25 protein-coding genes are annotated in these 24,149 nt (G+C 56.0%); 13 read left to right on the top strand and 12 right to left on the bottom strand.

Translation table 11 applies throughout. The features are described from left to right. Positions 1-8 precede the first annotated feature (8 nt). Both pgi and KW848_RS13100 read left to right on the top strand, forming a co-directional pair. Entirely contained in the window at positions 9-1,673 is a 1,665-nt protein-coding gene (pgi, locus tag KW848_RS13105) for a glucose-6-phosphate isomerase (protein WP_218537079.1), read from the top strand. 229 nt (positions 1,674-1,902) lie between these two features. Further along, positions 1,903-3,129 carry a carbohydrate porin gene (locus KW848_RS13100; protein WP_218537078.1) on the top strand — a complete coding sequence of 409 codons (1,227 nt, stop codon included), beginning with the start codon at positions 1,903-1,905 and terminating at the stop codon, positions 3,127-3,129. 326 nt (positions 3,130-3,455) lie between these two features. Here KW848_RS13100 and KW848_RS13095 read toward each other — a convergent pair whose 3' ends face one another. Then, on the bottom strand, positions 3,456-4,379 hold the full coding sequence (locus tag KW848_RS13095; protein ID WP_218537077.1) for a LysR family transcriptional regulator: 924 nt from the start codon (positions 4,377-4,379) through the stop codon (positions 3,456-3,458). 306 nt (positions 4,380-4,685) lie between these two features. Here KW848_RS13095 and KW848_RS13090 point away from each other — a divergent pair, with 306 nt between their 5' ends. The 3 genes from KW848_RS13090 to KW848_RS13080 all read left to right on the top strand — a co-directional run bounded on the left by KW848_RS13090 (position 4,686) and on the right by KW848_RS13080 (position 6,759). Continuing rightward, positions 4,686-5,246 carry an ester cyclase gene (locus KW848_RS13090; protein ID WP_218537076.1) on the top strand — a complete coding sequence of 187 codons (561 nt, stop codon included), beginning with the start codon at positions 4,686-4,688 and terminating at the stop codon, positions 5,244-5,246. A 13-nt stretch (positions 5,247-5,259) separates the two neighbouring features. Then, complete coding sequence (locus KW848_RS13085; RefSeq protein WP_218537075.1) at positions 5,260-6,297, top strand: polysaccharide deacetylase family protein; 1,038 nt, start codon at positions 5,260-5,262, stop codon at positions 6,295-6,297. A gap of 246 nt (positions 6,298-6,543) precedes the next feature. After that, positions 6,544-6,759 carry a hypothetical protein gene (locus KW848_RS13080; protein ID WP_008154187.1) on the top strand — a complete coding sequence of 72 codons (216 nt, stop codon included), beginning with the start codon at positions 6,544-6,546 and terminating at the stop codon, positions 6,757-6,759. A gap of 261 nt (positions 6,760-7,020) precedes the next feature. Here the strand turns inward: KW848_RS13080 and KW848_RS13075 are convergent, their stop codons facing one another. From KW848_RS13075 to KW848_RS13060, 4 genes are all read right to left on the bottom strand, one after another. Next, positions 7,021-8,376, bottom strand: a complete 1,356-nt coding sequence (locus tag KW848_RS13075; protein WP_218537074.1) for an ATP-binding protein — start codon at positions 8,374-8,376, stop codon at positions 7,021-7,023. After that, positions 8,352-9,017, bottom strand: a complete 666-nt coding sequence (locus KW848_RS13070; protein WP_218537073.1) for a response regulator — start codon at positions 9,015-9,017, stop codon at positions 8,352-8,354. Before KW848_RS13070 ends, KW848_RS13075 begins: the two co-directional genes overlap by 25 nt. 95 nt (positions 9,018-9,112) lie before the next feature. Next, entirely contained in the window at positions 9,113-9,550 is a 438-nt protein-coding gene (locus KW848_RS13065) for a hypothetical protein (RefSeq protein WP_218537072.1), read from the bottom strand. Between the two features lie 28 nt (positions 9,551-9,578). After that, positions 9,579-10,343 carry a hypothetical protein gene (locus KW848_RS13060; RefSeq protein ID WP_218537071.1) on the bottom strand — a complete coding sequence of 255 codons (765 nt, stop codon included), beginning with the start codon at positions 10,341-10,343 and terminating at the stop codon, positions 9,579-9,581. Positions 10,344-10,779: 436 nt separating this feature from the next. Between KW848_RS13060 and KW848_RS13055 the strand changes: the two genes are divergently transcribed. The 7 genes from KW848_RS13055 to KW848_RS13030 all read left to right on the top strand — a co-directional run bounded on the left by KW848_RS13055 (position 10,780) and on the right by KW848_RS13030 (position 16,442). Further along, positions 10,780-11,163 (top strand): GDP-mannose 4,6-dehydratase, encoded by a 384-nt coding sequence (locus KW848_RS13055; protein ID WP_256365154.1) that lies wholly within the window; start codon positions 10,780-10,782, stop codon positions 11,161-11,163. A 62-nt stretch (positions 11,164-11,225) separates the two neighbouring features. Further along, positions 11,226-11,369, top strand: a complete 144-nt coding sequence (locus tag KW848_RS32440; RefSeq protein ID WP_256365153.1) for a hypothetical protein — start codon at positions 11,226-11,228, stop codon at positions 11,367-11,369. 34 nt (positions 11,370-11,403) lie between these two features. Beyond that, positions 11,404-12,147, top strand: a complete 744-nt coding sequence (locus tag KW848_RS13050; RefSeq protein WP_218537070.1) for a glycosyltransferase family 2 protein — start codon at positions 11,404-11,406, stop codon at positions 12,145-12,147. A 1-nt stretch (position 12,148) separates the two neighbouring features. After that, complete coding sequence (locus tag KW848_RS13045; RefSeq protein ID WP_218537069.1) at positions 12,149-12,442, top strand: lipid-A-disaccharide synthase N-terminal domain-containing protein; 294 nt, start codon at positions 12,149-12,151, stop codon at positions 12,440-12,442. Positions 12,443-12,678: 236 nt separating this feature from the next. Further along, positions 12,679-14,145, top strand: coding sequence for a glycosyltransferase family 39 protein (locus KW848_RS13040; protein WP_256365152.1), 1,467 nt, complete (start codon positions 12,679-12,681; stop codon positions 14,143-14,145). Between the two features lie 642 nt (positions 14,146-14,787). Continuing rightward, the gene (locus KW848_RS13035; RefSeq protein WP_218537068.1) at positions 14,788-15,120 is read left to right on the top strand and encodes a hypothetical protein; all 333 of its coding nucleotides are present in this window, start codon (positions 14,788-14,790) and stop codon (positions 15,118-15,120) included. Between the two features lie 188 nt (positions 15,121-15,308). Beyond that, positions 15,309-16,442: a diguanylate cyclase gene (locus KW848_RS13030; protein WP_218537067.1), complete on the top strand. Its 1,134-nt coding sequence runs from the start codon at positions 15,309-15,311 to the stop codon at positions 16,440-16,442. Between the two features lie 246 nt (positions 16,443-16,688). Here KW848_RS13030 and KW848_RS13025 read toward each other — a convergent pair whose 3' ends face one another. From KW848_RS13025 to KW848_RS13010, 4 genes are all read right to left on the bottom strand, one after another. Beyond that, positions 16,689-17,645: a 2-hydroxyacid dehydrogenase gene (locus tag KW848_RS13025; RefSeq protein WP_111449640.1), complete on the bottom strand. Its 957-nt coding sequence runs from the start codon at positions 17,643-17,645 to the stop codon at positions 16,689-16,691. A gap of 33 nt (positions 17,646-17,678) precedes the next feature. Continuing rightward, positions 17,679-18,437 (bottom strand): SDR family oxidoreductase, encoded by a 759-nt coding sequence (locus tag KW848_RS13020; RefSeq protein ID WP_218537066.1) that lies wholly within the window; start codon positions 18,435-18,437, stop codon positions 17,679-17,681. A 42-nt stretch (positions 18,438-18,479) separates the two neighbouring features. Continuing rightward, positions 18,480-19,172 (bottom strand): fumarylacetoacetate hydrolase family protein, encoded by a 693-nt coding sequence (locus KW848_RS13015; RefSeq protein WP_192408156.1) that lies wholly within the window; start codon positions 19,170-19,172, stop codon positions 18,480-18,482. 98 nt (positions 19,173-19,270) lie between these two features. Then, entirely contained in the window at positions 19,271-20,620 is a 1,350-nt protein-coding gene (locus KW848_RS13010) for an MFS transporter (protein ID WP_218537065.1), read from the bottom strand. Positions 20,621-21,205: 585 nt separating this feature from the next. Here KW848_RS13010 and KW848_RS13005 point away from each other — a divergent pair. Beyond that, positions 21,206-22,138, top strand: coding sequence for an AraC family transcriptional regulator (locus KW848_RS13005; RefSeq protein ID WP_218537064.1), 933 nt, complete (start codon positions 21,206-21,208; stop codon positions 22,136-22,138). A 128-nt stretch (positions 22,139-22,266) separates the two neighbouring features. On the opposite strand, the gene KW848_RS13000 is transcribed toward KW848_RS13005, so the two are convergent. The 3 genes from KW848_RS13000 to KW848_RS12990 all read right to left on the bottom strand — a co-directional run bounded on the left by KW848_RS13000 (position 22,267) and on the right by KW848_RS12990 (position 24,098). Then, entirely contained in the window at positions 22,267-22,539 is a 273-nt protein-coding gene (locus tag KW848_RS13000) for an Atu4866 domain-containing protein (protein ID WP_218537063.1), read from the bottom strand. 121 nt (positions 22,540-22,660) lie between these two features. Further along, positions 22,661-23,398 (bottom strand): SDR family oxidoreductase, encoded by a 738-nt coding sequence (locus KW848_RS12995; RefSeq protein WP_111449634.1) that lies wholly within the window; start codon positions 23,396-23,398, stop codon positions 22,661-22,663. 130 nt (positions 23,399-23,528) lie between these two features. Beyond that, the gene (locus KW848_RS12990; RefSeq protein ID WP_218537062.1) at positions 23,529-24,098 is read right to left on the bottom strand and encodes an NADPH-dependent FMN reductase; all 570 of its coding nucleotides are present in this window, start codon (positions 24,096-24,098) and stop codon (positions 23,529-23,531) included. Positions 24,099-24,149 lie beyond the last annotated feature (51 nt).

The raw sequence follows: 24,149 nt of genomic DNA, 5'->3' as shown, positions 1-24,149 counted from the left end.
GGCTGAGCATGAATAACTACAACAAAACGAATGATGTGACTGCACTGCCGGCATGGCGCAATCTGCTCGATCATCGAGAGAGCATGAAAAATTTTAGTATGCGCGATGCCTTTCGAGATAACAGTAAACGCTTTCAAGACTTTTCCTTGGCGGGCTGCGGGCTGTTTTTGGATTACTCCAAAAACCTGATCACTCACGAAACGCGTTCATTGCTTGTAAACCTTGCTCGCGAGGCAGGCGTGGAACAGGCCGCGCGTGCCATGTTCAGTGGAGAGAAAATCAATTGCTCCGAGGGGCGTCCAGTGCTGCATACGGCGCTGCGGCGACCAGTGGGAGACGCTTTGATGGTCGATGGTCGCAACTTGATGCGCGATGTGCATGGAGCCTTGGCGCAGATGACTGACGTTGTGAGTCGTATCCATAACCATCTGTGGCGTGGTTACAACGACAAGGTCATCACCGATGTCGTAAACATTGGTATTGGTGGCTCATTTCTGGGCCCGGAGCTTGTCTCTGAGGCGCTGGCGCCTTTTGCTCGGCATGGGGTGCGGTGCCATTATCTAGCTAATATCGACGGCAGTGAGTTCCGAGAGGTTACAGCCGAACTGAACGTAGAAACAACGCTGTTCATCATCTCCAGTAAAACCTTCGGTACTCTTGAAACCTTGAAGAATGCACAAGCTTCTCGTAGCTGGTACTTGGCTAAGGGCGGGACGGAAGAGAAGCTATATCGCCATTTCATTGCTGTGACCAGTAATCGCCAGGCAGCGCTGGATTTCGGCATCCGTGAAGTAAACATATTTCCTATGTGGGACTGGGTCGGTGGCCGTTACTCACTATGGTCTGCAATTGGCCTGCCGATTGCGCTGGCCATTGGTATCGCTAACTTCAAGGAACTGCTATCCGGCGCATACGCTATGGATCAGCATTTCCTGAACGAACCATTGGAACAGAACCTTCCTGTTCTTTTAGCGGTACTCGGCGTTTGGTATCACAATTTTTGGGGTGCGCAAAGCTATGCTTTCTTGCCCTATGACCATTACCTGCGCAACTTCGTTAAGCATCTGCAGCAGATGGACATGGAGTCAAATGGCAAAAGTGTTCGTCATGACGGCACGTCAGTGTCTTGCACCACGGGCCCGGTAATCTGGGGCGGCGTGGGGTGTAACGGACAGCACGCTTACCACCAGTTGCTGCATCAGGGAACGCCTCTGATTCCAGCTGACTTCATTGTGCCTGTGGTCAGCCACAATCCAGTGGCTGATCATCAGGAATGGCTGTATGCCAATTGCTTGTCTCAAAGCCAAGCGCTGATGTGGGGCAAAACCCGCAGTGAAGCTGAGGCAGAGCTAAAAGCCAAAGGCCTTTCATCCAGTGAGATTGAACGACTGGCACCGCATAAAGTGATCCCCGGTAACCGGCCAAGCAATACAGTTGCTCTTGAGATCATCAATCCACATAGCCTTGGTGCGCTGATCGCCCTATATGAACACAAGGTCTTTGTCCAAGGTGTAATTTGGGGAATCAATTCGTTTGATCAATGGGGCGTGGAACTGGGCAAGGAGCTAAGTAACAACGTCCATAACCTCCTGACTCGCTATGACGCGCAACCGGCTGATGATTCATCTACGCAGGGTCTTATAGATTTCTTCCGAGGACGCCATCGGGGGTAGAGCCTCATAAGATTGGACGGGTAATGCCTTATCGTTAGCTCGTCTGGTCACTTTGCACCGGCAATGCCTGGATTTTTCTCATTGGTTCAGCGGTGCCTTTTCTATTCGATTTAACTTGGTATTTCCCTTTCTGAAACAGGTGCGTGGGAGTTAACCCCGTACTTTGATTAAAAGCGTGCTGTTCGCGTTGGCCTTATCCAATAAATATAACAAACAAAAGGTGTTATGAATGAACGTTAAAACTCTCAGCGTAGTTCTGGGTGCGTCCTTTGCTGTCGGCTTTTTGCCCGTTGACGCGTATTCAACAGACTTCAGTGGTTATTTCAGAACCGGAGTTGGAGATTCGACTCAAGGAGGGAAACAGTCGTGTTTTCAGCTACCGGGCGCGCAATCCAAATACCGTCTTGGCAACGAATGTGAGCAATATCTGGAGCTGGATTTGCGCCAGGATCTGCTTTCACTGGACGACGGCTCGGTGGTCAGCGTGGAAGGCATGGCACAGTTTTATAACGAATATGGCCATGAACCAAAATTTGACGGGGAGCACGGCTATACGCGGATGAGCCAGCTCTACGCTGAGTGGAGCAAGATGCCGGCATTGAATGGCGGTTCTTTCTGGGCGGGCCGTCGTTACTACAACCGAAACGACATCAATATTTCCGACTACTTCTACTGGAACCAAAGCTCAACAGGCTTTGGGTTCGACCAGGTCGCATTGGGCGATCTGAAATACAGCTATGTGCTCTCACGCAAGGACAACGTCTTCCAAAAGGATTTTGTTACCCGTCATGATGTGACCGTCAGCGGATTCAACACAAATCCCGGTGGTGAGGTTCAACTGGGCGTCAGTTATCTGGACAAGCCGAGCCGCGAGAATGCTCATCAGGGCTGGTCGGTGGTTGCCCAGCACAAGCAGGTCGCGTTTCTTGGCGGAGTCAACAAGTTCGCTGTTCAATACGGCCGAGGGCCGGGCACCGCATTGGGCTACACCGGTGATACCACGTTGGATGAGAGCAACAAGAGCTGGCGGCTCGTGGAGTTTTTCGACTGGCAAATGACCCATGCTTTTAGTGGTCAAGTTGAATTGGTCTATCAAAAAGACACGCGCCCTGATGGTGATGATCAGAACTGGTTATCCATTGGTGTTCGGCCAATTTATGCGTTCACGGACCAGTTCAAGTTGATCACCGAAGTTGGGCGCGACCAGGTTGAAGCTGCAGACGGTACCCGAAAACTCACTAAGTACACCATCGCGCCTACCTGGTCACCGAAGGGCCCCGGATTCTGGGACAGGCCGGAATTTCGTCTGTATTACACCTACGCTACCTGGAACAAGGCTGCGCAACGCGCCGCCAGCTTGCAATCTCCGGGATCGGCGCTGTCTGATACCGGTGCGTTTGGTACAGACCTGCAAGGTTCCAACGTAGGTGTTCAGGTCGAGTATTGGTGGAAATAAATCCTGAAATGACAGGGCTGACAATAAGCCCGGATCCGCTTCGACAACTGCGGATAGCGAGGGCAACCCAACGCTTCCTCTCAAACAGGAAGTGGTGAACCGCGAGAGGAAGTGAGCGAGTCAGAGGGTGCTGAACGTTGTGACGTTCAGCACCCTAGTCGATCGAACATTGTTGAGGTTTTTTCAGGCGAGTCATCACTCAGAGTGAGAGACAACGTCACCATCCTTTTATCCAGTGATCGGGTTTGTAATTGCGCACTGATGCACCGGCGCGAAAGTCACCTATGCCGCCGCTTCGTCGCTTCTTGCAGCTGCATTCGAAAGTATCAGCCCAAATATTCGTCCAGGTTGCTGGATTCTTCTGCAAAGCGGTCGATCAGAAATTCGAGAAGGGCGCGTACGCGAGGTGCCATATACCGGTTGCGTTGATATAGGGCATGTACCGGCGCGTCCTCAGACCGCCACTGCGGCAATAGAATCTTCAAGCGTCCTGCTCGTAGGTCTGCGCCAATATCCCACATCGATTTCATTGCAATGCCGTAACCGTGAACCGCCCACTCTCGAGCGACCGCGCCATCATTCGTCTCGCGAGCGTTTGCAAGCGGGACCCTATAACTTTCGACTTTGTCATTTCGGATGAAGCGCCAGTCGTTTGCAGGCCCGGCGACAGAGTTAAGGACAATGCAGTCGAAACGTTCCAAATCCCGTGGATGTTCGGGGGCGCCGTGTTTTGCCAGATATCGAGGCGATGCACACAGCACGCGCCGATTGGGTGCCAAGGGGCGGGCAACGAAGGAACTGTCCGGCGGCACGCCAAATCGGATGGCGAGATCAATATCGTCTTGCAACAAATTCGACAGCGAATCCGACAGCACCAGCGCGAACCTCACCTCAGGGTATTGCGTGTTGAACTGGTCAAGCCAGTTCTTTAACACGTTGCGACCGAAATCCGAGGTAGCGGATATTCGCATCTTGCCACCCACGACGCTTTTCCCAGCCTGGAGAAAGGCATTGCCATCGTCGAGTGCCTGGAGTGCCTGCTGGCAATAGGACAAATACGTCCGCCCTTCATCCGTCAAGCGCAGATGGCGTGTCGTGCGCTCGAACAGGCGCGTATGCAACACAGATTCGAGCTTAACCAGGCGCGCACTCGCGGCAGCGGGGGATAGCCCGAGCTTGCGACCTGCAGCCGACAATCCACCGAGATTTGCTGCTTCGACAAACAGCCTGATGTCGCCTAGGTAGTCCATGATATTTCGAAATTTTTTGAAAGTTATTCAAATAATACGTCAATTATCAAATTGAGGAGGGCTACGCAAAATAGCGGCATGAACAAACAGTCGCAGTTGCTCGATCGGATTCGACTCAGCGGCATTCACTAGGGGCTCAATGAAGTGCCGCTTGCGGGCGAACGCCAGTTGTTCGTCGCAATGGCATCGGGCGTCGTCATCGAACTGGTCCCCAATCAGCAATCAGTCATCCCCTGAGCAGCCGAGCCTTTATCAAACTGCAGTTCGACCGTGTATCCCTCATTACCTATCGATTGGAGAATCCTCATGTCGCTTTTGCCTGTTGCGCGCCTGACCCGCACAAGTTGTTGGTTACTCACTTCCCTGGTCACCGTCGCGCTGACCCCCGTCTTCGCCGCGACCGATTCGCTCGTCCAGCCCCGCACTGTGATCGTCGATCATAGTCTTGCGAAAACACAGGTCGAGGCGCAGATACTGGCCGCACGCCGCTATGGCACGTTCTGGACCACCGGCGACGAAGCTCTCGCGCGCGCCGCCCTGGCATCCGACTTCAAGGATTCAACACTGCCGCCAGGTCGCCCCCAGGGCATTGCCGGGCCGATCGCGGCCTCGAAAACGATGCATGCGGCTATTCCCGATATCCAGTGTGAAGTGGAGCAGATGATGGTGGTTGGCGACCGAGTCATCGCTCATTTGCATTTCACCGGCCACTTTACCGGCCAGTTCAAGAGCGTCCAGGGCAAAGGGCAGCCGATTGACTTCATCGCGACCGATATTTATCGCGTCGTCGAAGGTCGCATCGCTGAGAACTGGCATCTCGAAGACAATCTGACCCTGCTGCAACAGCTCGGCTTGATTGCCAAGTAAGGAGATTGCACTGATGAACATTGACCATGAACCCATTGCTGACGGCCCGAATACATTGGAGCAAGTCAGCCGCCGGACGTTTCTCAATCGAGCCGGGGCGGCAGCGGGCGTCCTTGCTGCGAGTGCGGTGTTCCCTACCGTCGCAGCCGCGCAAGCTGCGCCCTCCACGTCAAAGCTCGTGACTACGCCACGCCATGGTCAGTTCTGGCCTGACGGCATTCGGCTGGTCATTTCCATTTCCATGCAATTTGAGGCGGGTGGACAGCCGTCCAAAGGTACGGACAGTCCTTTCCCCAAGGTAGATTTTCCGCCGGACATTCCATCAGATCCAGCAGCCAATACCTGGTTCGCCTACGGCTATCGCGAGGGAATTCCACGCATGCTCGATCTGTGGGATCGCCACCATGTCAAGGTGACCTCGCACATGATCGGCGAGGCCGCTCGGCGGCATCCCGAAATGGCAAGAGAGATCGTTGCGCGCGGCCATGAAGCGGCCGGACACGGTCCTCGCTGGAGTTCCCAGTATGCGATGAGCCGTGAGGAGGAGAAGCAGTTCCTCATCCAGGCAGCCAGCATGGTCGAAGAAGTCACGGGCCAGCGACCGATAGGCTACAACTGCAACTGGCTGCGGCGTGGCCCGAACACGTTGTCGTTGCTACAAGAGTTGGGCTACGTCTACCACATCGATGATCTGAGTCGCGATGAGCCTTTCATTGAACAGGTCAACGGCAAGGACTTCGTCGTGGTGCCATATACGCTGCGCAACAACGACATCCTGCTGATCGAAGGCCGCAACTATTCGCCGACCCAGTTCCTGGAGCAGATCAAGCTGGATTTCGATCAACTCTACGAAGAAGCCGGCACACGCCGCCGCATGATGTCGGTCAGCGCTCATGACCGCATCAGCGGCTCGCCGCAGATGGTGAGGGTCTGGGACGAGTTTCTGCGTTACGCCAAAAGCCGGCCGGGGGTCGCATTCATGCGCAAGGACGAGATTGCACGCTACATCCAGAACAGCCCGCTGACTTTGCGCGAAGCTGAAACACTATAAAAACGGCCGCGAATTGCGGCCGTCATGGCGCTTTTCGTTTGACGCTATCTGTAACGATCAGCTGTGGCATGTCGGTCGGATGCAGGTTCGTCATCTGACACTGACCGATGGTTATGAACCAGAGTCGCTGACGCTCTACGGCTATTTTTTTTGTGAGTCCGTGAATTCGACCGAATTTGAGGAGCTGAAACACGGACGTAATATTCGGGCAATACAATTCGCGGCAATGGAATAAAGGTGTAAGAGATGAATCGGCCATCACGAAGCATGCGCAAGTTGCTCGACTCAGTCGCCACCAACAACGAGATGGCGGCGCTTGATGTAATGCGCGCAACTGAGCAGATCAAGGACGAGTTGTTGCGCCAGCGGCTGCTCAACCTGATTCACCGGCTCAATCAGGACGCCAATGACTTGCGATTGGCGCGCGATGACATTCAGGGCGGCGCTATCAAATTAGCGTGACCGGCCACCGGCGAGCCCAATGCAGCCGGTCCCGACCGGCAGAAAATGGCCGTTATCCAACTGATGCAAAAATCAGTTATCCCGGGTATCGCAGCCGGCCCGATGCACATAGGGGCCGATTAGGAGGTTTCATTGACAACTACCTGTAGGACCGGATAGGTCACTCTACGAGGCAGTTTGGTAAAAAACGTCAAAAAGAAGTCGTCATTGTTCTGGTAAATATCGTGGGTATGCGACTTGAAATCAGGCTTGAACGGCGCGTCAGTGATTGCCTGATTTCAACCATACCGAGACACATAATCCGCTTTTTTTCATCTCGTCCGAGTAACTCAATCGAACGCGAGCTCCCGTACGATCGGCTATCGCTTCGACGATCGACAAGCCCAACCCAGAGCCTGCTTCATCCGTTCCCAGGCATCGATAAAACGGATCGAACACTCGCGATTGTTCCTCTACCGAGATGCCTGGGCCTGAGTCCTTGACCTGCAGGATTGCAGTCTCTTGCGTCAGCTCGACCGAAAGGTCGATCCGTCCACCATGGGGCGTGTAACGGATCGCATTGTCCACCAGATTCTTGACCAGGAGTAACAGGTCCATTTCGTTGATGGTGACATGCACGTCCTCGATACTTTCAACGCCAATATCGATGCGTTTACGTTCTGCCAGCGGTAATAAATCTTCCAATACACGGCGAAAGACTTCATGGATTGAAACGGCTGTCTGTGGTCGGTCCGAGCTCGCTTGCGCGGTCGCCAGGGACAACAGTTGATCGATCAGCTTTCTACCGCGCTCTATTCCCCGGGACAACGGCAACAGGCGCTCACGGGCCGGCCCCGGCATCTCAGTGGCGGCCAGTCGCTCAGCTTGCAGGGAAAGGGCTGCCATGGGCGAACGCAGTTCGTGGGCAGCGTCGGCAACGAAACGACGCTGGTTTTCCATGGACTGCGCAACACGCGCGAGCAAGCGATTGATAGCCACGACGAAAGGCCGAATCTCGGTCGGCAAATGGTGCTCGTCGATAGGGTGCAGTGCCTGTTCATCGCGTTGATCGATGTCAGCCGAAAGGGCGGCAATCGGACGGAACAGTTTGCGCACCAGGTCGCCCACCGCCAGCAATAGCACCGGAAAAAGAATGAGAAACGGCAGCAAACTTCGCCAGGCGCTCTCGCGGGCTTCTTTGTCGCGGACGCCGGTTTCTTGAGCGACGACGATGCGCTCACCGCGGGCTGTGGTTCTGACCAGCACACGAAAGTCTTCGTCGGTGACATTCAAGGTCGAGAAGCCATCGGCCAGTGTGGTGGGGAAGGGCAGTGGTATCAGGGTGTCATCGTTGCCGATGGCTTTACTGCCATCGGCCAGGTATTGCACGATGACCCTGGATTCTTCATTGTCGCCATCGACTTCCTGGGACGCGGGATAGTGTAGGGACACCTGCTGGCGATCAAACAAGACGGCCACCTGACGCAAGGTGTCGTCCTGCATTTCGTGGGCCTCGTCGAACGCAGAGACAAACGCAAAAATCCCGGCCAGCACCGCAACGATCAGGATGGCCAGCGATAGCGTCACGGACAGGCGTAGCTGTACCGAGTCCCTCAAACGCTTTTTGAAACCATCCATCCCATCCCCCTCACGTTCTTGATGACATGGCTTCCTAGCTTGCGCCGCAGGGCGTGAATCAAAAACTCCACCGCGTTGCTTTCCACTTCATTGCCCCAACCATAGATGCGGTCTTCGAGTTCACTGCGCGAGAGAATTGCACCTGGTCGAATCATCAATGCCTGCAGCAGGGCGAACTCACGACTGGACAATTGGACGTCGCTATTTTCTAAGGTGGTGGCTTGTTTGGAGATCAAGTCCAGCGACACTAAGCCATTGTCCAGCACGGACAGGGCTGCGCCACCTTTCCGGCGAAGCACGGCTCGTATACGGGCCAGCAGCTCCGCCATATCGAACGGTTTGAGCAGGTAGTCGTCAGCGCCACCGTCAAGGCCGCGCAAGCGATCACCCAGGTCGTCCCGTGCGGTGATGATCAGCAACGGCACCGGGTTGTTGCGCGTGCGAATGCTGTCGAGTACATCCAGGCCATCTTTTCCGGGCAACCCAAGATCCAGTAGCACCAGGTCATAGTGTTGGGTGTCCAGCGTTGCAAGCGCGGTGAGACCGTTTTTCACCCAGTCAGTGGCATAACTCGCATCGTTCAGGGCGCCCTGGGTCGCTTCGCCAATCATCAGGTCGTCTTCAACCAGCAATATCCGCATTTGCCGCTCCAGAAAAAGGCGCGACCGTCATGACCGTCGCGCCTGTATTGAAGCATCTGTACAAATGTTTGTCCGCTGTGGGATCACCTTCGGAATCAGGACTTGTCCTTCATCGAATCGAAGGCCTTCAACAGCTCATCCATCATAGCCTTGCAGTCGTTCTGTTGCGGGTTACTGGCGCGCAAGGCATCGAGTGCGCGGTCGATCGCCTTGTCCACGACATGCCAGTCGCTGGCAGCGCGAGGTTTGATCCCGGCTTCAGCCGAGTCCCAAGTGGTTTCCAGATCCTTGATGCGGGCTTTCGCACCGGGCAGATCATTTTTGCCGACGAGCACGGCAACGTCGGCGGCAATGTTGCGGAACTCGGACAGATCCCCCAGTTTTGAACCCGACTGGGATTGACTGCTCACCGAGCTTGAGGTCGTACCCGCGTTGGGCTTGTCGGCAGGTTTCGAGCAACCGGCGGCGACGCTGAGCAAAAAAATGGACGAGACGATGGCAACGTGGCGAATGATGTTTTGAATCTGGCGCATGAAGATTCCTTAAATGACTTTTGGGCGTTTACTGAGTGACGGTTTTGCGATTGCCGACGCTGATTTGCGCGACCGCAACCAGAATGACGATGACGCACAGGAAGATGGCACTGGTCCAGGTGGCACCCATTCCGAGACCGCCGTAGGTTTTGGCTTGGGTCAACAAGTCGCCGAGGGAGGCGCCGAATGGACGGGTCAGGATGTAGGCGATCCAGAACGTCAGCACCATATTGCAGCCCATGCGCCAGGCCACCAGGGTGGCAGCGATCAGCGCACCAAAGATGACGGCACCGAGGGTGAAACCCAGACCCAAGGCTTCGGTAGCCAGGTCACCGGCGGCGGTACCGAGGGCAAAGGTGCAGAGCACTGTGGCCCAATAAAACAACTCTCGCCGCGGCGTGACAATTTCGCGGATCGACACGTTGTGTTCGGTCCGATACCAGACCAGGAAGTTCATCGCCAACAAGGCGGAAAATACTGCCGTGCTGGTGTACAGACTGACGTCCAGTACGTCGGTCAAAATGTCGGTGATTTGTGTCCCTACGATGCTCACCAATACGACGGTCAACCAGTAAATCCAGGGTGTGTAGGCTTTGGTGCGCAATTGGTAGAACATCGCGATTGCCAGTAAAACCGCCATGCCGATACTGGTCGGGCCCGCGCCGAAGCCGGCATCGACGGCAAGAAAGTCAGCGCCAGTTTCACCCACGGTCGTTGACAAGATCTTGATCACCCAGAATGACAGCGTCACTTCGGGCACTTTATTGAGCCAGCCGGCTATTGCGGATTTCATAGGCGCGTAGCCTCTCCTGAGTAGCGCGGAATGTGCGCAGGGGAGAAGGTACGTAACGAAACTTAGCTGAGCCTGAGGGCGGCAAATCGGTCGCCAGTTCATCTGGCGCCGCACGAATGTTTCGACTAAAGGCCCGAAAGATCTGCGCGGGAGGGTTCTCAGTGCCAGCACGATCACTCCCCAACGCGTGGCCCGTTTGCGAGTTGTCGGCGGTTTTCGAGATCAAGGCCATCAGCACTGGCGTGGTGGCACCCAGCAGCACTTAAACGGTATCAAACGGGTTCGTTAAGGTGGCCTCCTGAAACCTGTTCTCCTCTAAAACGCATTATTTAAAGTTTTTTTCGCTATCACCTTTGCCGCTCACAAAATTTTCATTTCGTTTTGATTATAAGCCTCCGCAGGTACAGAAGAACCTTGCAAACATGCAGAGTAATTTATGGAAGTGACCGTTGTTAGTAACGACTATGTCGGCTTGGTAGACGTGTGTCGTCGGAAGTGCGGCAAGGATGTTTACGCTAGACGTGTTGTCGGTGGAAACGCCACCGTCGTGCTTTCTGAATTCATTGACGTCGACCGCCGCAATTTCGAGTTCCAGTTGCTGGACGTGGTCGACAAAGAAGCGCTGCTGGGTTTGTTTGCTGAAAATGAGTTCGAACACGTTGTCCACCCGGCAGCCCAAGCCGGTGTGCGCTATTCCATCGATCATCCGGACAACTACGCGCAAAGCAATCTGGTGGGGTTCCTCAACATGCGGGAAGCCTGCCGTGCGAAACCGGCGCGCAAAGCAAGGTTTACAACATCGGCTTTGGCGCGCCGGTGAAGCTTCTGGAGTTTGTCGAGTGCATTGAAGAGGCACTGGGAATCCGCGCAATAAAAAATTTCATGCCGCTGCCGTCAGGCGACGTCGTTAACACGTGGGCGGACACTCGCGAGCTGGTAGACCGCGTGGGTTTTCGCCCACAGATCACGGTGTCCAGCGGCGTGCAGTCGTCTGTCGATTGGTACCGCAACTATTACAGCGTCTAGCCGCTCACCCCTCAGCTTTTTTTACGGAAATGTCATGCAAGAAACGCCTTATGTGTCGGTCCTGATTCCGGCAAAAAACGAAGCCGGTAACCTCATCCCACTTCTGGAGGAAGTGCGTGTAGCGCTGGCCAACGAGACCTTTGAAGTCATAGTGGTTGACGATGGCAGCACCGATGCCACAGCCACCGAATTACGGACATTACAAGCTAATGGCTACAGTCAGTTGCGGGTACTCAGTCATGCTCGTTCCCTTGGGCAGAGCACCTCGATTTACCACGCTGCTGAAGTGGCACGTGGGCATTGGTTGGCAACCCTTGATGGTGATGGTCAGAACGATCCAGCCGATCTAACGAAAATGCTCGATTTGGTCCGTGGTTCGGAGGGCAAACCCGGCGGGGTCAAACTGGTGGCGGGTCACCGCGTGAACCGCCGGGACACGGCGAGCAAACGCTGGGCTTCGCGATTTGCCAACAACCTGCGCAGTCGTCTGCTGAAAGACCAAACGCCCGATACCGGTTGCGGTATCAAATTGATTGAACGCGAGGCGTTTCTGCGCTTGCCGTATTTCGATCACATGCACCGTTTTATTCCTGCGCTGATCCGTCGTCACAACGGCCGAATGTTGATTCAACCAGTGAACCACCGTGAGCGCGGTGCAGGAGTTTCCAATTACGGAAACCTCGACCGAGCCCTTGTGGGCATAGTTGATTTGTTCGGGGTGTGGTGGTTGATAAAACGCACTCGCCTGGAAGTCAACGCCCAGGAAATCGAGGTCTGACATGGGCAGAGAAACTTTGTGGTTGGCCGTTGGCTTCGTTGGCCAGTTGGCTTTTACCGGGCGTTTTGTCCTGCAGTGGCTATACAGCGAATACAAAAAACGCAGCATGATACCTGTTGGATTCTGGTACCTGAGTATCGTCGGCAGTGCGCTGTTGTTGGCGTACGCAATCTACCGCGAAGACCCGGTTTTTATCGTCGGCCAGTCCTTCGGTTTTATTGTGTACTTGCGCAATTTGCAATTGATTGCAAAACATCGTGAGCAGGAAAGCTACGAGCTGGAAAAAAAGGACTGAATCGGTGCGGATACGACTATTTACTTCGCGGTTAGAGCGATTGGCTTACGCAGACAAACCTCCGCTTTTCATGTGGGCGGTGGCGCTATTCGTGCAACTTGCCCATCTGCCAAAAGTAGCCCTGTACTTGCCCGCGCTATTGGCGAGTGCTGTTGTTATTAGTTCACGAAAACACGATGAGCCCGTTGAGCGGACTCACGCATTCTCGTGCATCTTGGAAAAGGAGTGAGGCGCGTATGAGAACAGAAGGCGAGGTATTGCGGCCGATGCAAGCCGCGCGGCGCGCGCTGGATTGGCCAACCCTGGGCGTGGCAGTGTTGCTCCTGCTGCTGTTTTACTGGGGGCTGGGAAGTTTGCCGTTCCTGAGCGTCAATGAAGCCCGTCGCGCCGTGACGACACGGGAAATGCACGAGGCTGGCCAATGGCTGTTGCCGTACATGAACGGCGAGCTGTACCTGTCCAAACCACCGCTGTTCTATTGGCTGGCCCTGGTCAGCACGTCACTGCTGGGCAGCCTCTCCGAATGGAGCGTGCGCCTGCCTTCGGCGCTGTTTGCGACGCTGTGTTGTCTGACCTTGTATCGCCAGGCTTATGCATTCGCCGGGCGACAGGTGGCGTTGCTGGCTGTGGTGTTCCTGGCGGCGAATGCCGGGTTCAGCCTGTTTGCCCGCCGGGCGGAAATAGAAATGCCTTTGACCGGCCTGTGTCTGCTGGCGCTGTTTTGTGCATGGCGCTTTCTGTTCGCGCAAGGCGGTCGCAGCTGGGTCTGGCTCAGTTACGGGCTGCTCGGCTGTGCCTTGCTGACCAAGGGGCCGGTCTGCCTGTTGTGGGTGACCGCGCCGATACTGGTCTATGCGTTGATCTGTCGCGATCGTTTGGCCCGAGCTTTTCTGTGTGACGGCTGGGGCTGGATGCTTGCGGTGCTGGTCGGGATATCCTGGTATCTGGCGGTGTCCATGCAGGAGGGCTGGAGCGTCTGGTCGGCCATCGTCAACGAAGACATCGTCAAGAAAATCAATGGCCAGGGGGCAGAAGCCTGGTACGCCTATCTGTTGTATCTGAGTGGGGATTTCTTTCCCTTCTGGCTGATACTTCTGGTGCGGCCGCGGCAACTCTGGCACGCCATCCGCCTGAGCCCGCAGCTGACCCTGTTGCTGTGCTGCATTCTGGTGCCGCTGCTGCTGTTCTCGCTGTTCACCGAGAAGCACGCCAAATACCTGTTGCCTATCTATCCGGCCATCGCCCTGTTGTTGGCCTGGCGCTGGAGCCAACTGCTGACCCAGGCCCGGCACCCCTGGCAGCGCTGGAGTCTGCGCATTGTTCCGGCCGTGGTACTGGCGGGATACACGCTGTTCTACTTGGGTCTTGAAGGGCGGGTATTTGCCCATCGGATCGACGGATTTGCGCAGATAAAAGCCGCCACCGATGCGTACCCAAACGTCCCGGCCTATAGCTTGGGAGCTGCGGACATTCGCCTGGTCTATTACATGGGGCGGCCCGTCAGTTCGATCACCGAGTCGCAAGTCAGCAGCGTAGCCCATACGCCGGGCCTGCTGTTTGTCCAGGAACCGCTTCCTGCGGCATTGCAAGCCCTGGCGCCTTGCACCCTGACGCGGATCGAGTCGTACCTGAAACCCAAACGTTCGGCCGTGTTGCTCGGACTAGGCTCTTTTTGCGCTAATCAGGGCCAGATCAAGCCTTGAATCTGCGTCATTGAAGCTCTGCATGACTGGATGTTGGCCCAGCTTGATCTTGTGCCCAACGGATCGGCAACATGGGCTTGATCCAGTCTGCGCGCCTCAACAGTGAAAACGCTTTCGCCCCACCGTCGATTTCTGATGGGGGAGGGCATAACAGTTTGCTAGCCGGTAATTCGAGCTTCCGAGGATAGAGCTTCGATTACGGTTTTTGCCTTGTAGCGATATCGCTGCAAGTCTGACAACAAAAAGCCCGCGCATGGCGGGCTCTCTGTATGGGGTCAAATCCTTTTGTCCGTTCAATCTGCGCTCCGTTCTGTGAGCACTTCGTGAAAAGCATGTCGATGGAACGAAAAAACCCGGCACTTGGCCGGGCTTTTTGTCGATAGGGCCAAATCCCTTTGGCTGACGGCATTGTGCTGGGTGGATGTGACGAAGGCATGACAGGGCGGATACGAAAGCGCAGGCAAAAGTCAGTTCCTTATTCAGATCTGCCGATTGGTACGCCTGTTCCGACAGACGCTGACGCTCGCCGGTATCTGCTGGCCCTTTACCGCTTCAGGCCTGCCCCTGCGACGCTTTACTACAGAGTCCGGTCATGCTGATAGAATCCGTCAGGTTATAGATAACACCCTTCTGAGAAATGATATGAATACACAATTGACGGAAGAAGAGATGCGCCGGGCACTGTTCGGTGATTCGGAGTCCCTTGCGCCGGCAATTACCTCACACGTGCAAGACTCCGTCCCGGATGTCGTGATCGTGCAACCGGTAAAGGCAGCGAAGAAAAAGATAGTCTCAAAAGGCTTCACGCCCAGGTTGAGAGTCACGCTGCGGGTGGGAAATGAATTTGAAGGCAAGATGCACGAGATGGTACATGAGGCCGATACGCTGAGCTCACTGGTTGCAGAGCAAGAAGCGACTAAGGCGGCCAGAACAAAATTCAGGTTTGTGGAAGTGGTGTCGGTCAAGTCGATGTAAGTGGGCACTCTTCCTCATGGGTCGACAGGAGCGCAGCTCATTGAACGTGTCGGCGTTCGGGCTTGGTTACGAGATGGGGGCATTCTCCAGGAACTTTGCGGACGGCCACGAGCGTAATTCGGTTGTTTGCGTTAGTGGCAGGGTGCCACAATCGCTTTTTTTAGTTGAGTCACGATCAGGTGGATCACATGGACTGCCCAGGATCTCGGAATGACCAAGAGTTTTTCATAGCCGAGCAGGTGCGAACTGACCGATTGCATCAACTATTTCGCCAATCAGTTTCTGCGGTTTTTGGTAGCTACCTCGCTGCCATCATGTTGTGTTGGCTGTGTTGGGATCGTTTTGAACACAGCGTTGTTCTTTGGTGGCTGGCCATACTGACCGGATCGACGCTGTTGCGCATCTCGATGTTTGTTGTCTACTTTCGCAGTGACGAAAGTGAGCGTACGCCTCAACGCTGGGAGCGCAAATACTGGAGCACGCTCGTGCTGTCCGCCAGTATCTGGGGGGGAGGTGCATTCGTTGTCATGCCCGCAGACGATCTTTTGTCGCAGGCGTTGGTCATGCTCTTTGCTGTCGGGATGTCTGTCAGCGCGGTGTCCTGCTACTCGGCCTACCTCTATATGACACTCGTGTCCATTGGACTGGTTCTGTTGCCATGCACCGCCTGGCTGCTGTTTCAATCGTCCATGATTCAAGTCGGCATGGCACTCTCGGTTTTGGTGTTCGCGTCATTTGTTGCCCGCGCTACACGGAAAATGTCCGAAGCACTGGAAACCGCCTTTCGACTAACCCGTGAAATGGAACAGGCGAACAGCATTTCAACCCGTGCAGCACAAACTGATGAACTGACCGGCCTGAAGAGTCGACGAGCTTTTTTCGAGCATGCCCAGCAGCTTTACAACGAATGCGAAACCAACCGGTTAGGGTTGTGCGTCGTAATGTTGGACATGGATCACTTCAAGCATATCAACGACACCTACGGCCATCAGGTTGGGGATCAGGTTTTGCGCCAAATGGGTGAGGTCATCAGTTCATCCTTTCGTGCAACGGATATCCACGGCCGGCTAGGTGGAGAAGAATTCGCAGTTCTGCTCCCGGACACCTCCATTGAGGCCGCCGTCGAGATTGCAGAACAGCTCATCCAGACTATTGCTGGATTGATGATCGAGCCTGTTCACTGCATAACAGCCAGCCTCGGCGTAGCGTCGACGGATGCCGGAGATAAAGATCTGCACAGCTTGATGAACAATGCTGATAAAGCACTGTATCGAGCCAAGGCGCTGGGACGTAATCAAGTCGCAGTTGCTGGCTATTTGTAGAAATTGTCTGTCGGAAATCGGTGCGGCTGTTGAACAGGCTATCAATGTTGAGGGTCTCTCCCCGACTGAGCGCTTCGCCTCCAGATCCTCGCCTCCAAATTCCCTTGGTGCGCATCGCGGTGGTTCAACCCTCCGCGCCTGCAGATCGGGTATTCACCGGAATCGTCGCAGCTCGGATTGGGCGTCGATCTGTTTACCTGACACCGAGCCGCCGAGGGGACGCAACATCTCCTCGGCGGCCAACCTTCAGTCAGTCACGGAACCCTGCGGTATTCTCCCGGCGAAACTGTCCACCAGGCTCGCCACCACCATTTCCCCCATCCGCGTGCGGGTTTGCAGTGTCGCACTGGCGCGATGAGGCTGCAGAACCACTTTTTCGTTGGCAAACAGTGCCTCGGGAACGTTCGGTTCATCGACAAACACATCCAGCGCTGCACCCGCGATCTCACCAGCGGCAAGCGCCGCCACCAGATCGACCTCGTTGACCAGCTTGCCGCGCGCCACGTTGATCAGATACCCGTCCTTGCCCAGCGCCTGCAGCACCTCGGCATTGATGATGGCTTCAGCCTTGTCGGCAGCGGCCGCGAGAATCAGCGCATCACTGTTGCTGGCCAGCTGCTTCAGATCGGCGATGAACGTGTGGTTCACATCGTTCATCGGCTGCAGATCGGTGTAACTGATCGGGCAGCCGAACGCTGCGGCCCGGGTCGCCACTGCACGGCCGACCCGGCCCATGCCGACGATGCCGATGCGCATGCCCGACACCTGACGCGCCAACGGCAACGGGGCCAACGGTGTCGGGCTATGGGGCCATTGCCCTGAACGCACATAACGATCACTGGTGCACAGACCCCGGCACACGGCAATCAACAAGCCGATGGCCAGGTCGGCGACGTCTTCGGTCAGCGCGCCGATGGTTGCGGTCACGCGAATTCCGCGATCCCGGGCGTACGCCAGATCCACCGCATCGGTACCCACGCCGTTGACCGCCACCACTTCCAGTTTCGGTAATTGCGCCATCAGTCCTTGGCTGATACCGGTATGCCCGCCGGTGATCACTGCGCGAATGTTCGCGCCGTGTTCCTGTAAATAAGCCTGCTTGTCGGCCTGCTGGAAGTAACGTCTGACAGTAAACAACTCATCGAGCCGCGCGTTGATTTCAGGGATCAGGATCGGGCTGAGCTGCAAGACTTCTGGCTTCATGTAAACCTCGCGTAACGGAATAAAAAGGCCGGTTTAACCGCGACCGGCAAACGGCATGGCAGTGGCCATGACGGTCATGTTCAGGACGTTCGCCTCCAGTGGCAGACCGGCGATGTAGCGCACCGCATCGGCCACATGCTTGACGTCCACCATCGGCTCCACGGCGATGGTGCCGTTGGCCTGGCGCACGCCTTTGGTCATGCGCACCGACATTTCGGTCAGGGCGTTGCCGATGTCGATCTGGCTGCAGGCGATGTTGAATTCTCGCCCGTCCAGGGCCAGGGATTTGGTCAGCCCCAGCACCGCGTGTTTGCTGGCGGTGTAGGCGCTGCTGAAGGGGCGTGGGGTATGCGCCGAGATCGAACCATTGTTGATGATGCGTCCGCCCTGTGGCTGTTGCCGGCGCATCAGCCCGAAGGCACCACGGGCGCAGAGGAAAACGCCGTTGAGGTTGGTGTCGATCACGTTTCGCCACTGCTCGAATGTCAGCTCATCGAGCGGCACGGCGGGGGCGTTGACCCCTGCGTTGTTGAACACCACGTCGAGGCGTCCGTATACCTCGGTGATGGTGGCAAACAGCGCATCGACACTGGCCGGATCACGCACATCAGTGGGCACCGCCAACGCTTCGTGTCCTTCGCTGAGCGCTAAGTCGACCAATGCCTGCAATGGCTCTGGCCGACGTCCGGCGACTACGAGGGTGAATCCGTCGGCCATCAGAGCCAGGGCCACGGCGCGGCCGATTCCGCTACCGGCGCCGGTGACCAGGGCCACTTTCAAAGGACTGTTCATGTTGTTATCTCCTTTTTCAATTCACGAGAGCGTGTGCCGGGTTCAAGGTCGTGGACCGACGCGCATTTCCAGTTGGCCGATGCCGTCGATCCCGGCGTTGATGATGTCCCCTGGTTGCAGAACATCGACGCCTGCCGGGCTGCCGGTCATGATCAAGTCACCGGCCCGCAGCGCTACCGATTGCGAGATGCGGCTGATGATTTCACTGACCGACCAGATCTGGCTGTCGAGGCTGTCGCGCTGGCGCTCTTCGCCGTTGACGTTCAGCCACACATCGCCATCCGGGTGCCCGGCGCGAGTCACCGGCACGATGGCGGTCATCGGCGCGGCGCCGTCGAACACCTTGGCACCTTCCCACGGCAAACCATTGCTTTTGGCCGCGCGCTGGACATCACGACGGGTCAGATCAAGACCGGCGGCATAGCCCCAGACATAGGCCAGCGCCTGACTCTGCGGAATATTGGCGCCGCCTTCACCGATGGCCACGACCAATTCGATTTCGTGGACAAACTCTTCGGTCAACGGCGGGAAAGTCACTTCACCCGCCGCATCCACCACGTTGCTCGCCGGTTTCATGAAGAACACTGGCGGCTGGCGGGACTGGCCTTGGGTGTCTGGCCAAGGGTAGTTGCGGCCGACGCAAAATACCCTGCCAACGGGAAAGCGCTGCTGGCTGCCGGCAACCGGCAAGGTCACGGGCAGATCCGGGGTAAACACGTACTCGGTCATCGTCATTTTGGTAGTCGTCCTGTTTGAAGCGTCAGCGTACGGCGGCAATCTTTTGCAAAGTTGGACGAAAGCCGCCTCGTGTTGGAGAAAAACGGTTTCTTGGCTCAGCGCGCCTTGAGTTCGATGCGATACAAGCGACCGAGCAGCAACGAATAGGACAAGGTCCCGATCAACGCCACGCCGCCAATGAACCAGAAGGCGTAGGCAAACGAGCCGGTGGCGTGGACGATGCCGCCAATCACGATCGGGGTGACGATCCCGCCGATGTTGGCGGCCAGGCTGGTGACTCCGCCGGTCAGGCCGATCAGTTCCTTGGGCGCGACTTCCGATACGGCCGCCCACGACGACGAAGCGATTCCCTGGGCGAAGAAGGCTATGGTCAGCACGGCAATGCAGATCACATTCGAGTCGGTGAAATTCACCAGCACAATCGACATGCCCAGCATCGATCCGACCACCAATGGCAACTTGCGAGCGAAGGACATTGAGTAACCACGGCGTATCAGCAAGTCGGAGACGATGCCGGCCAGCAGAATGCCGACCGTTGCACCCACGAACGGCAGCACCGCGAAGATCCCGGCCTTGATCATGGTCAGCTTGCGTTCTTCGATCAGGTACGTCGGGAACCAGGTCAGGAAGAAGTACAACGCCGAGGTGCTGGCGAACTTGCCGATGCAAATCGCCCAGATCTGCCGATAGCTGAACAGCTCGGCGATCTGCCGCCAGTTGAACCGGGTGCGTTCCTGACTGCTCTTGACCAGTCCGCCCCCGGCTTCGATGTACTTCAGCTCTTCCTGGCTGACGTTCTTGCAGTTCAGCGGATCGCGGTACACGTAGAGCCAGATCACACCGAACACAATGCCGAGTATTCCGGTGCTGTAGAACACATGGCGCCAGTCATAGGTCGTGGCCAGCCATAACAGCGCGCCGGTAAACAGAGCCGTGCCCAGATATTGGCCACACACGTAAATGCTGCTGGCCAGGCCCCGTTCGCGGGCCGGGAACCATACCGTCACCGCACGGCTGTTGGCCGGAAACGCTGGAGCTTCCATGGCACCGACGGCCAGGCGCAGCCCGAACAGCGAAGCGAATCCTGTGGCAAAGCCCTGGCACACCGTGACCGTCGACCAACTGATCAGCGACACCCCGTAAGTGAACCGGGAACCGAAGCGATCGGCAATGAACCCGGCGGGGACCAAGGCGAGTGCGTAGGTCCAGGCAAACGCGGAAAAAATCAGGCCCATTTCGATCTTGTCCAGGCCCAGATCCTTGGCCATGAACGGTGCGGCAATCGAGATGTTTACGCGGTCGATGTAATTGATGATGGTCGCAATCAGCAGCAATGACAGCATGAACCAGCGCCGACGTGTCGGCAGTCGTTGAGGCAACAGGGCGTCCCGGGCGCCGGCGCTCACCGACGGCGCGGTGGACGGGGAGGTTTGCGAGTTCGACATGAGTAGACCTTTTTATTGTTAGAAGAATCGAGATGTTCGCGCGCAGCCGAAGCCGTGCCCGCAGTACCGGGGCAGAGCAATCGCTACTTGGATGAGAGGCGCGGACAGCCGCTGTCAGGCGCTCAGATACGCCTTCGGACTGGCTCGATCGGGGGAGGGTTGGCGAGGGGGAAAAACAGGTTCATCACGTGCGCACCTTTTGATTGTTTTTGGAAGGTTCGGGCTGCATTGGCTATCACAGTGGTCGTACAACATCCCAAAATCAACGTAGGCGTTAGATCGTTTTTTCTTCTGAAAAAGGCGATGAATGCAGCTGTCCAAGAAAAAACAAATCAGCGCATTTCCTTGTTTATGCTTCATTTGTTTCATAAGTCGGTGTTTTTAAACGATTAATTATCTTTGTGTGCAAGTAGCTTTTTTGGACAGGCGACACATCACACACGGATACAATTAATTCTCTGCATTTCGCTGTCATCCTATGACATGTTGAAGCCGACGGGGTCTGCCTTCACAATCACCGCAGTCGCCGCCGAGATTGCGGCGCGACGACAACCTGTCCATGTACCTGTCGAGGATCCTCAGGCGATGTTGTCACCGAGTCGAGTGCCCACTTACGTCATGCAGCAACGCAGCGAATTGACGGACTTTTACATCCGCGACAAAAAGGGTCGGAGCGCCGAAACCAGTCCGCATCGCCATGAGTATTTCCAAATCCAGGTCAACCTCGGTGGCGATACCGTGCAGCACATCGGTAATGTCGAACGTCCGTTTCCGCGTAATACGCTGGCCTTTATCCTGCCGCATCGCGTGCACGTGATTCCGCATCCGGCCGACAGCAATTTCATGGTGATCAATTTTTCCCAGACCTTCCTGCTACCGCACTTGCAGTGTGACCCGATGGATCTGGAGGAAGTCTCGATTCTCCTGGCGCCGGAGTTGTCGCCATTCCGCTTTCAGGAACATCTGGATTTCATTCTGGACGATGAGGACTTCCGCAAAGTCTGTGCCTTGATCGAACAGATGCGAGTCCTGGATGAGAACCGTCAGTTTGGCACCCGCGAGATGCTCAAGGGGTTGCTGCTGCAATTGGTGGGGAGCGTTTGTGCCTTGTATGCCGAGCCGCTCAAACGATTGGCCGAAGAGAATGCCGCCGAAGTCAGCCGCCGCGATGCGCTGAGCAGGATGTCCGAATACTTGCGCAAAAATATCGCCGACCCCGATCTCAACCTGATCAAGGTGGCTGCTGCGACCTACCTGTCACCGACGTATCTGACGCACTGGTTGCGCAAGGAAATCGGCAAGACCTTCACTGAGCTGGTGCTCGAGCGCAGGATGCACGCGGCGCGCAATTACTTGCTCAATGGAACCCGGCCGGTGGGGGAGGTGGCGAGGTTGTGCGGTTTCGCTGACGAGGCTTATTTCTCCCGACGCTTTCGCCAGATACATGGCCAGCCACCTGGGCAATTCAGACGTCAGCAACTCAATCCCGATACGCCGCAATCACCGTCCAACACCTGATCGACAGCTGTAGGTGATGTGGCGGTAGAGACGAGGTCGATCCGGTTGAATCCACAGCCCATCGTTGACAGTGGCGACAGGAAGAAAAAGCAACCCCGGTCCGGACTACAGCTGCCGCCGTTTCGGTGCTAGTTGCCAGCTCTATTTTCCTGTTCCTTATACAGAACCATGCCGGCGTGATAGAGAACCCCATCACGGAACTCACCGTCGGCGGTGAACCCTGTGTCGTCTACATGCTCGATGTGGTTTCCTTCGAGCCAGTAACGCCCTTGGTAGGCACTTTTCTTAGCGCCACGGGCCTCGTCATAGCGGCCACCGGCAAGCAGTTCATGACGTATGCGGCCATCCACAGTAACCCACATACCGACATACCTGTTTTGATCGCTTGAGGAATGAGTCATATCGTTGCTCCTTGATTGGCTTATTCGCTGATCGCCTCGCATGGCGTTCGGAATGGCATCTAGTCGAATTGGAAAGCTGAGGCGCCAGGCAGCAAGACCAGCGCCGTAATTGCGCACTCCGTCAGAAAGGGCTCGCCGTGGGCCGAACGATCAGCTCGCTTACATCCACATCCGCAGGTTGTTCAATGGCATAGGCAATTGCTCTTGCTACGGCGTCGGCCGAAATCGCGATCTTGCGAAACTCTTTCATCTCTGCGCGGCCGCCCTCATCAGAGATGCTCTCGGCTAGCTCGGACTCAGTAACACCAGGAGCGATGACGGTAACCCGAATATCGCCTCCAACCTCTTGACGAAGGCCTTCGGAAATGGCCCGGACAGCGTACTTGGTGGCGCAGTAAACGGCCGCAGTGGGACTCACTGCATAGGCACCAATAGAGGCAATATTGATGATCTGCCCAGCCCGTTGGCGCTGCATCAGCGGCAACGTGGCAGCGATACCGTGCAGAACTCCGCGAATGTTCACGTCAATCATACGGTCCCACTCATCCACCTTGAGTGCCTCAAGTTTGGAAAGAGGCATCACGCCAGCGTTATTCACCAGCACATCAACACGATCGAACCGGGTAACGGCGAAGTCGATAAAGTCCTGGACATCCTTTCGGTCTGTGACGTCCAGAGCACGGAATTCAGCCCTGCCGCAGGAGGCGTTGATATCGCCTGCAATCCTTTCCAGTCGGTCGGTACGACGAGCGCCAAGCACTACTTTCGCGCCTTGGCTAGCCAGCAGTCGCGCGGTAGCCTCACCGATACCGCTGCTTGCGCCGGTGATTGCGATGACTTTGTCTTTGATGTTCAACATGATCGGTTTCCTCTTCTGTTCGCCCAGGAAGCGGGTCTGGAAACAAGGTTAGGGACGGGCAACAAGTTTCTGTTAGTCGGATACTGCGTAACCTTTGCCCATTTCTGCGGCGGCGCTTTTGCACTGAGGCTTAGCTCACCCGTTCATAGGGCATCTGTTGTCGCGCAGCCTTCAGGGCTCTCGCCCACCAGTTCAGCTGTACCAGCATTCGAGCCATTGGAAGCCTGGCTTGATCAGGCTGACGTATACCCCCGGCCTCATCGATTAGCGCCCAAGGATTAGGGAAGGACACGAAATTGCAGATGGGTACCGCGTGTTGCTCGGCCAATACCTGGCGAAGCTGATCAATCGCGTAACGTCCACCCGACGCTCCGCCGTAGCCGATGAATGCCACCGGTTTTGCCTGCCAACGAATTGAAACTTGCTCAATGAATGCTTTCAGCTCGGAGTGATAAACATTGGCCCGTTCCGATGTAATGATCAGGAATGCATCAGCTTCGGCCAAATGGCGAAGACTTTCCTGTCGCTGTATAGCTGCCACATTGTCTGACTTGGCTATGAGGTTGGCAGGTTCTATAAACCAAGGCTCGAACTCAGCACGTTGCGCTAAAACATCAGAAACCCATTTCAGCAGTGCAGTGTTCAGTCCTTCTTCATCCTGAGCACCGTGAATCAGGACCAGTTTTATCTCGCTATTCATCTCACCCTCCAAACTTGGTATCCAAGTGGTGGCTCGTCATTTGCTGAATTT

The sequence above is a fragment of the Pseudomonas sp. PDM25 genome (assembly GCF_019219045.1).
GTDB lineage: Bacteria > Pseudomonadota > Gammaproteobacteria > Pseudomonadales > Pseudomonadaceae > Aquipseudomonas.
Note: the sequence above shows the minus strand (reverse complement) of the source record. Positions and strands in the feature narration are given on the sequence as shown.

Bases quoted from the DNA above. Each gene is read 5' to 3' on its own strand.
- KW848_RS13005 (WP_218537064.1), top strand. From the start codon at position 21,206: ATGTTGTCACCGAGTCGAGTGCCCACTTACGTCATGCAGCAACGCAGC.
- KW848_RS13095 (WP_218537077.1), bottom strand. From the start codon at position 4,379: ATGGACTACCTAGGCGACATCAGGCTGTTTGTCGAAGCAGCAAATCTC.
- KW848_RS13100 (WP_218537078.1), top strand. From the start codon at position 1,903: ATGAACGTTAAAACTCTCAGCGTAGTTCTGGGTGCGTCCTTTGCTGTC.
- KW848_RS12990 (WP_218537062.1), bottom strand. From the start codon at position 24,098: ATGAATAGCGAGATAAAACTGGTCCTGATTCACGGTGCTCAGGATGAA.
- KW848_RS13075 (WP_218537074.1), bottom strand. From the start codon at position 8,376: ATGGATGGTTTCAAAAAGCGTTTGAGGGACTCGGTACAGCTACGCCTG.
- KW848_RS13025 (WP_111449640.1), bottom strand. From the start codon at position 17,645: ATGAAGCCAGAAGTCTTGCAGCTCAGCCCGATCCTGATCCCTGAAATC.
- KW848_RS13030 (WP_218537067.1), top strand. From the start codon at position 15,309: ATGGACTGCCCAGGATCTCGGAATGACCAAGAGTTTTTCATAGCCGAG.
- KW848_RS13035 (WP_218537068.1), top strand. From the start codon at position 14,788: ATGAATACACAATTGACGGAAGAAGAGATGCGCCGGGCACTGTTCGGT.
- KW848_RS13050 (WP_218537070.1), top strand. From the start codon at position 11,404: ATGCAAGAAACGCCTTATGTGTCGGTCCTGATTCCGGCAAAAAACGAA.
- KW848_RS13085 (WP_218537075.1), top strand. From the start codon at position 5,260: ATGAACATTGACCATGAACCCATTGCTGACGGCCCGAATACATTGGAG.
- KW848_RS32440 (WP_256365153.1), top strand. From the start codon at position 11,226: ATGCCGCTGCCGTCAGGCGACGTCGTTAACACGTGGGCGGACACTCGC.
- KW848_RS13020 (WP_218537066.1), bottom strand. From the start codon at position 18,437: ATGAACAGTCCTTTGAAAGTGGCCCTGGTCACCGGCGCCGGTAGCGGA.
- KW848_RS13015 (WP_192408156.1), bottom strand. From the start codon at position 19,172: ATGACGATGACCGAGTACGTGTTTACCCCGGATCTGCCCGTGACCTTG.
- KW848_RS13090 (WP_218537076.1), top strand. From the start codon at position 4,686: ATGTCGCTTTTGCCTGTTGCGCGCCTGACCCGCACAAGTTGTTGGTTA.
- KW848_RS13070 (WP_218537073.1), bottom strand. From the start codon at position 9,017: ATGCGGATATTGCTGGTTGAAGACGACCTGATGATTGGCGAAGCGACC.
- KW848_RS13040 (WP_256365152.1), top strand. From the start codon at position 12,679: ATGAGAACAGAAGGCGAGGTATTGCGGCCGATGCAAGCCGCGCGGCGC.
- KW848_RS13065 (WP_218537072.1), bottom strand. From the start codon at position 9,550: ATGCGCCAGATTCAAAACATCATTCGCCACGTTGCCATCGTCTCGTCC.
- KW848_RS13045 (WP_218537069.1), top strand. From the start codon at position 12,149: ATGGGCAGAGAAACTTTGTGGTTGGCCGTTGGCTTCGTTGGCCAGTTG.
- KW848_RS13000 (WP_218537063.1), bottom strand. From the start codon at position 22,539: ATGACTCATTCCTCAAGCGATCAAAACAGGTATGTCGGTATGTGGGTT.
- KW848_RS13010 (WP_218537065.1), bottom strand. From the start codon at position 20,620: ATGTCGAACTCGCAAACCTCCCCGTCCACCGCGCCGTCGGTGAGCGCC.
- pgi (WP_218537079.1), top strand. From the start codon at position 9: ATGAATAACTACAACAAAACGAATGATGTGACTGCACTGCCGGCATGG.
- KW848_RS13080 (WP_008154187.1), top strand. From the start codon at position 6,544: ATGAATCGGCCATCACGAAGCATGCGCAAGTTGCTCGACTCAGTCGCC.
- KW848_RS13055 (WP_256365154.1), top strand. From the start codon at position 10,780: ATGGAAGTGACCGTTGTTAGTAACGACTATGTCGGCTTGGTAGACGTG.
- KW848_RS12995 (WP_111449634.1), bottom strand. From the start codon at position 23,398: ATGTTGAACATCAAAGACAAAGTCATCGCAATCACCGGCGCAAGCAGC.
- KW848_RS13060 (WP_218537071.1), bottom strand. From the start codon at position 10,343: ATGAAATCCGCAATAGCCGGCTGGCTCAATAAAGTGCCCGAAGTGACG.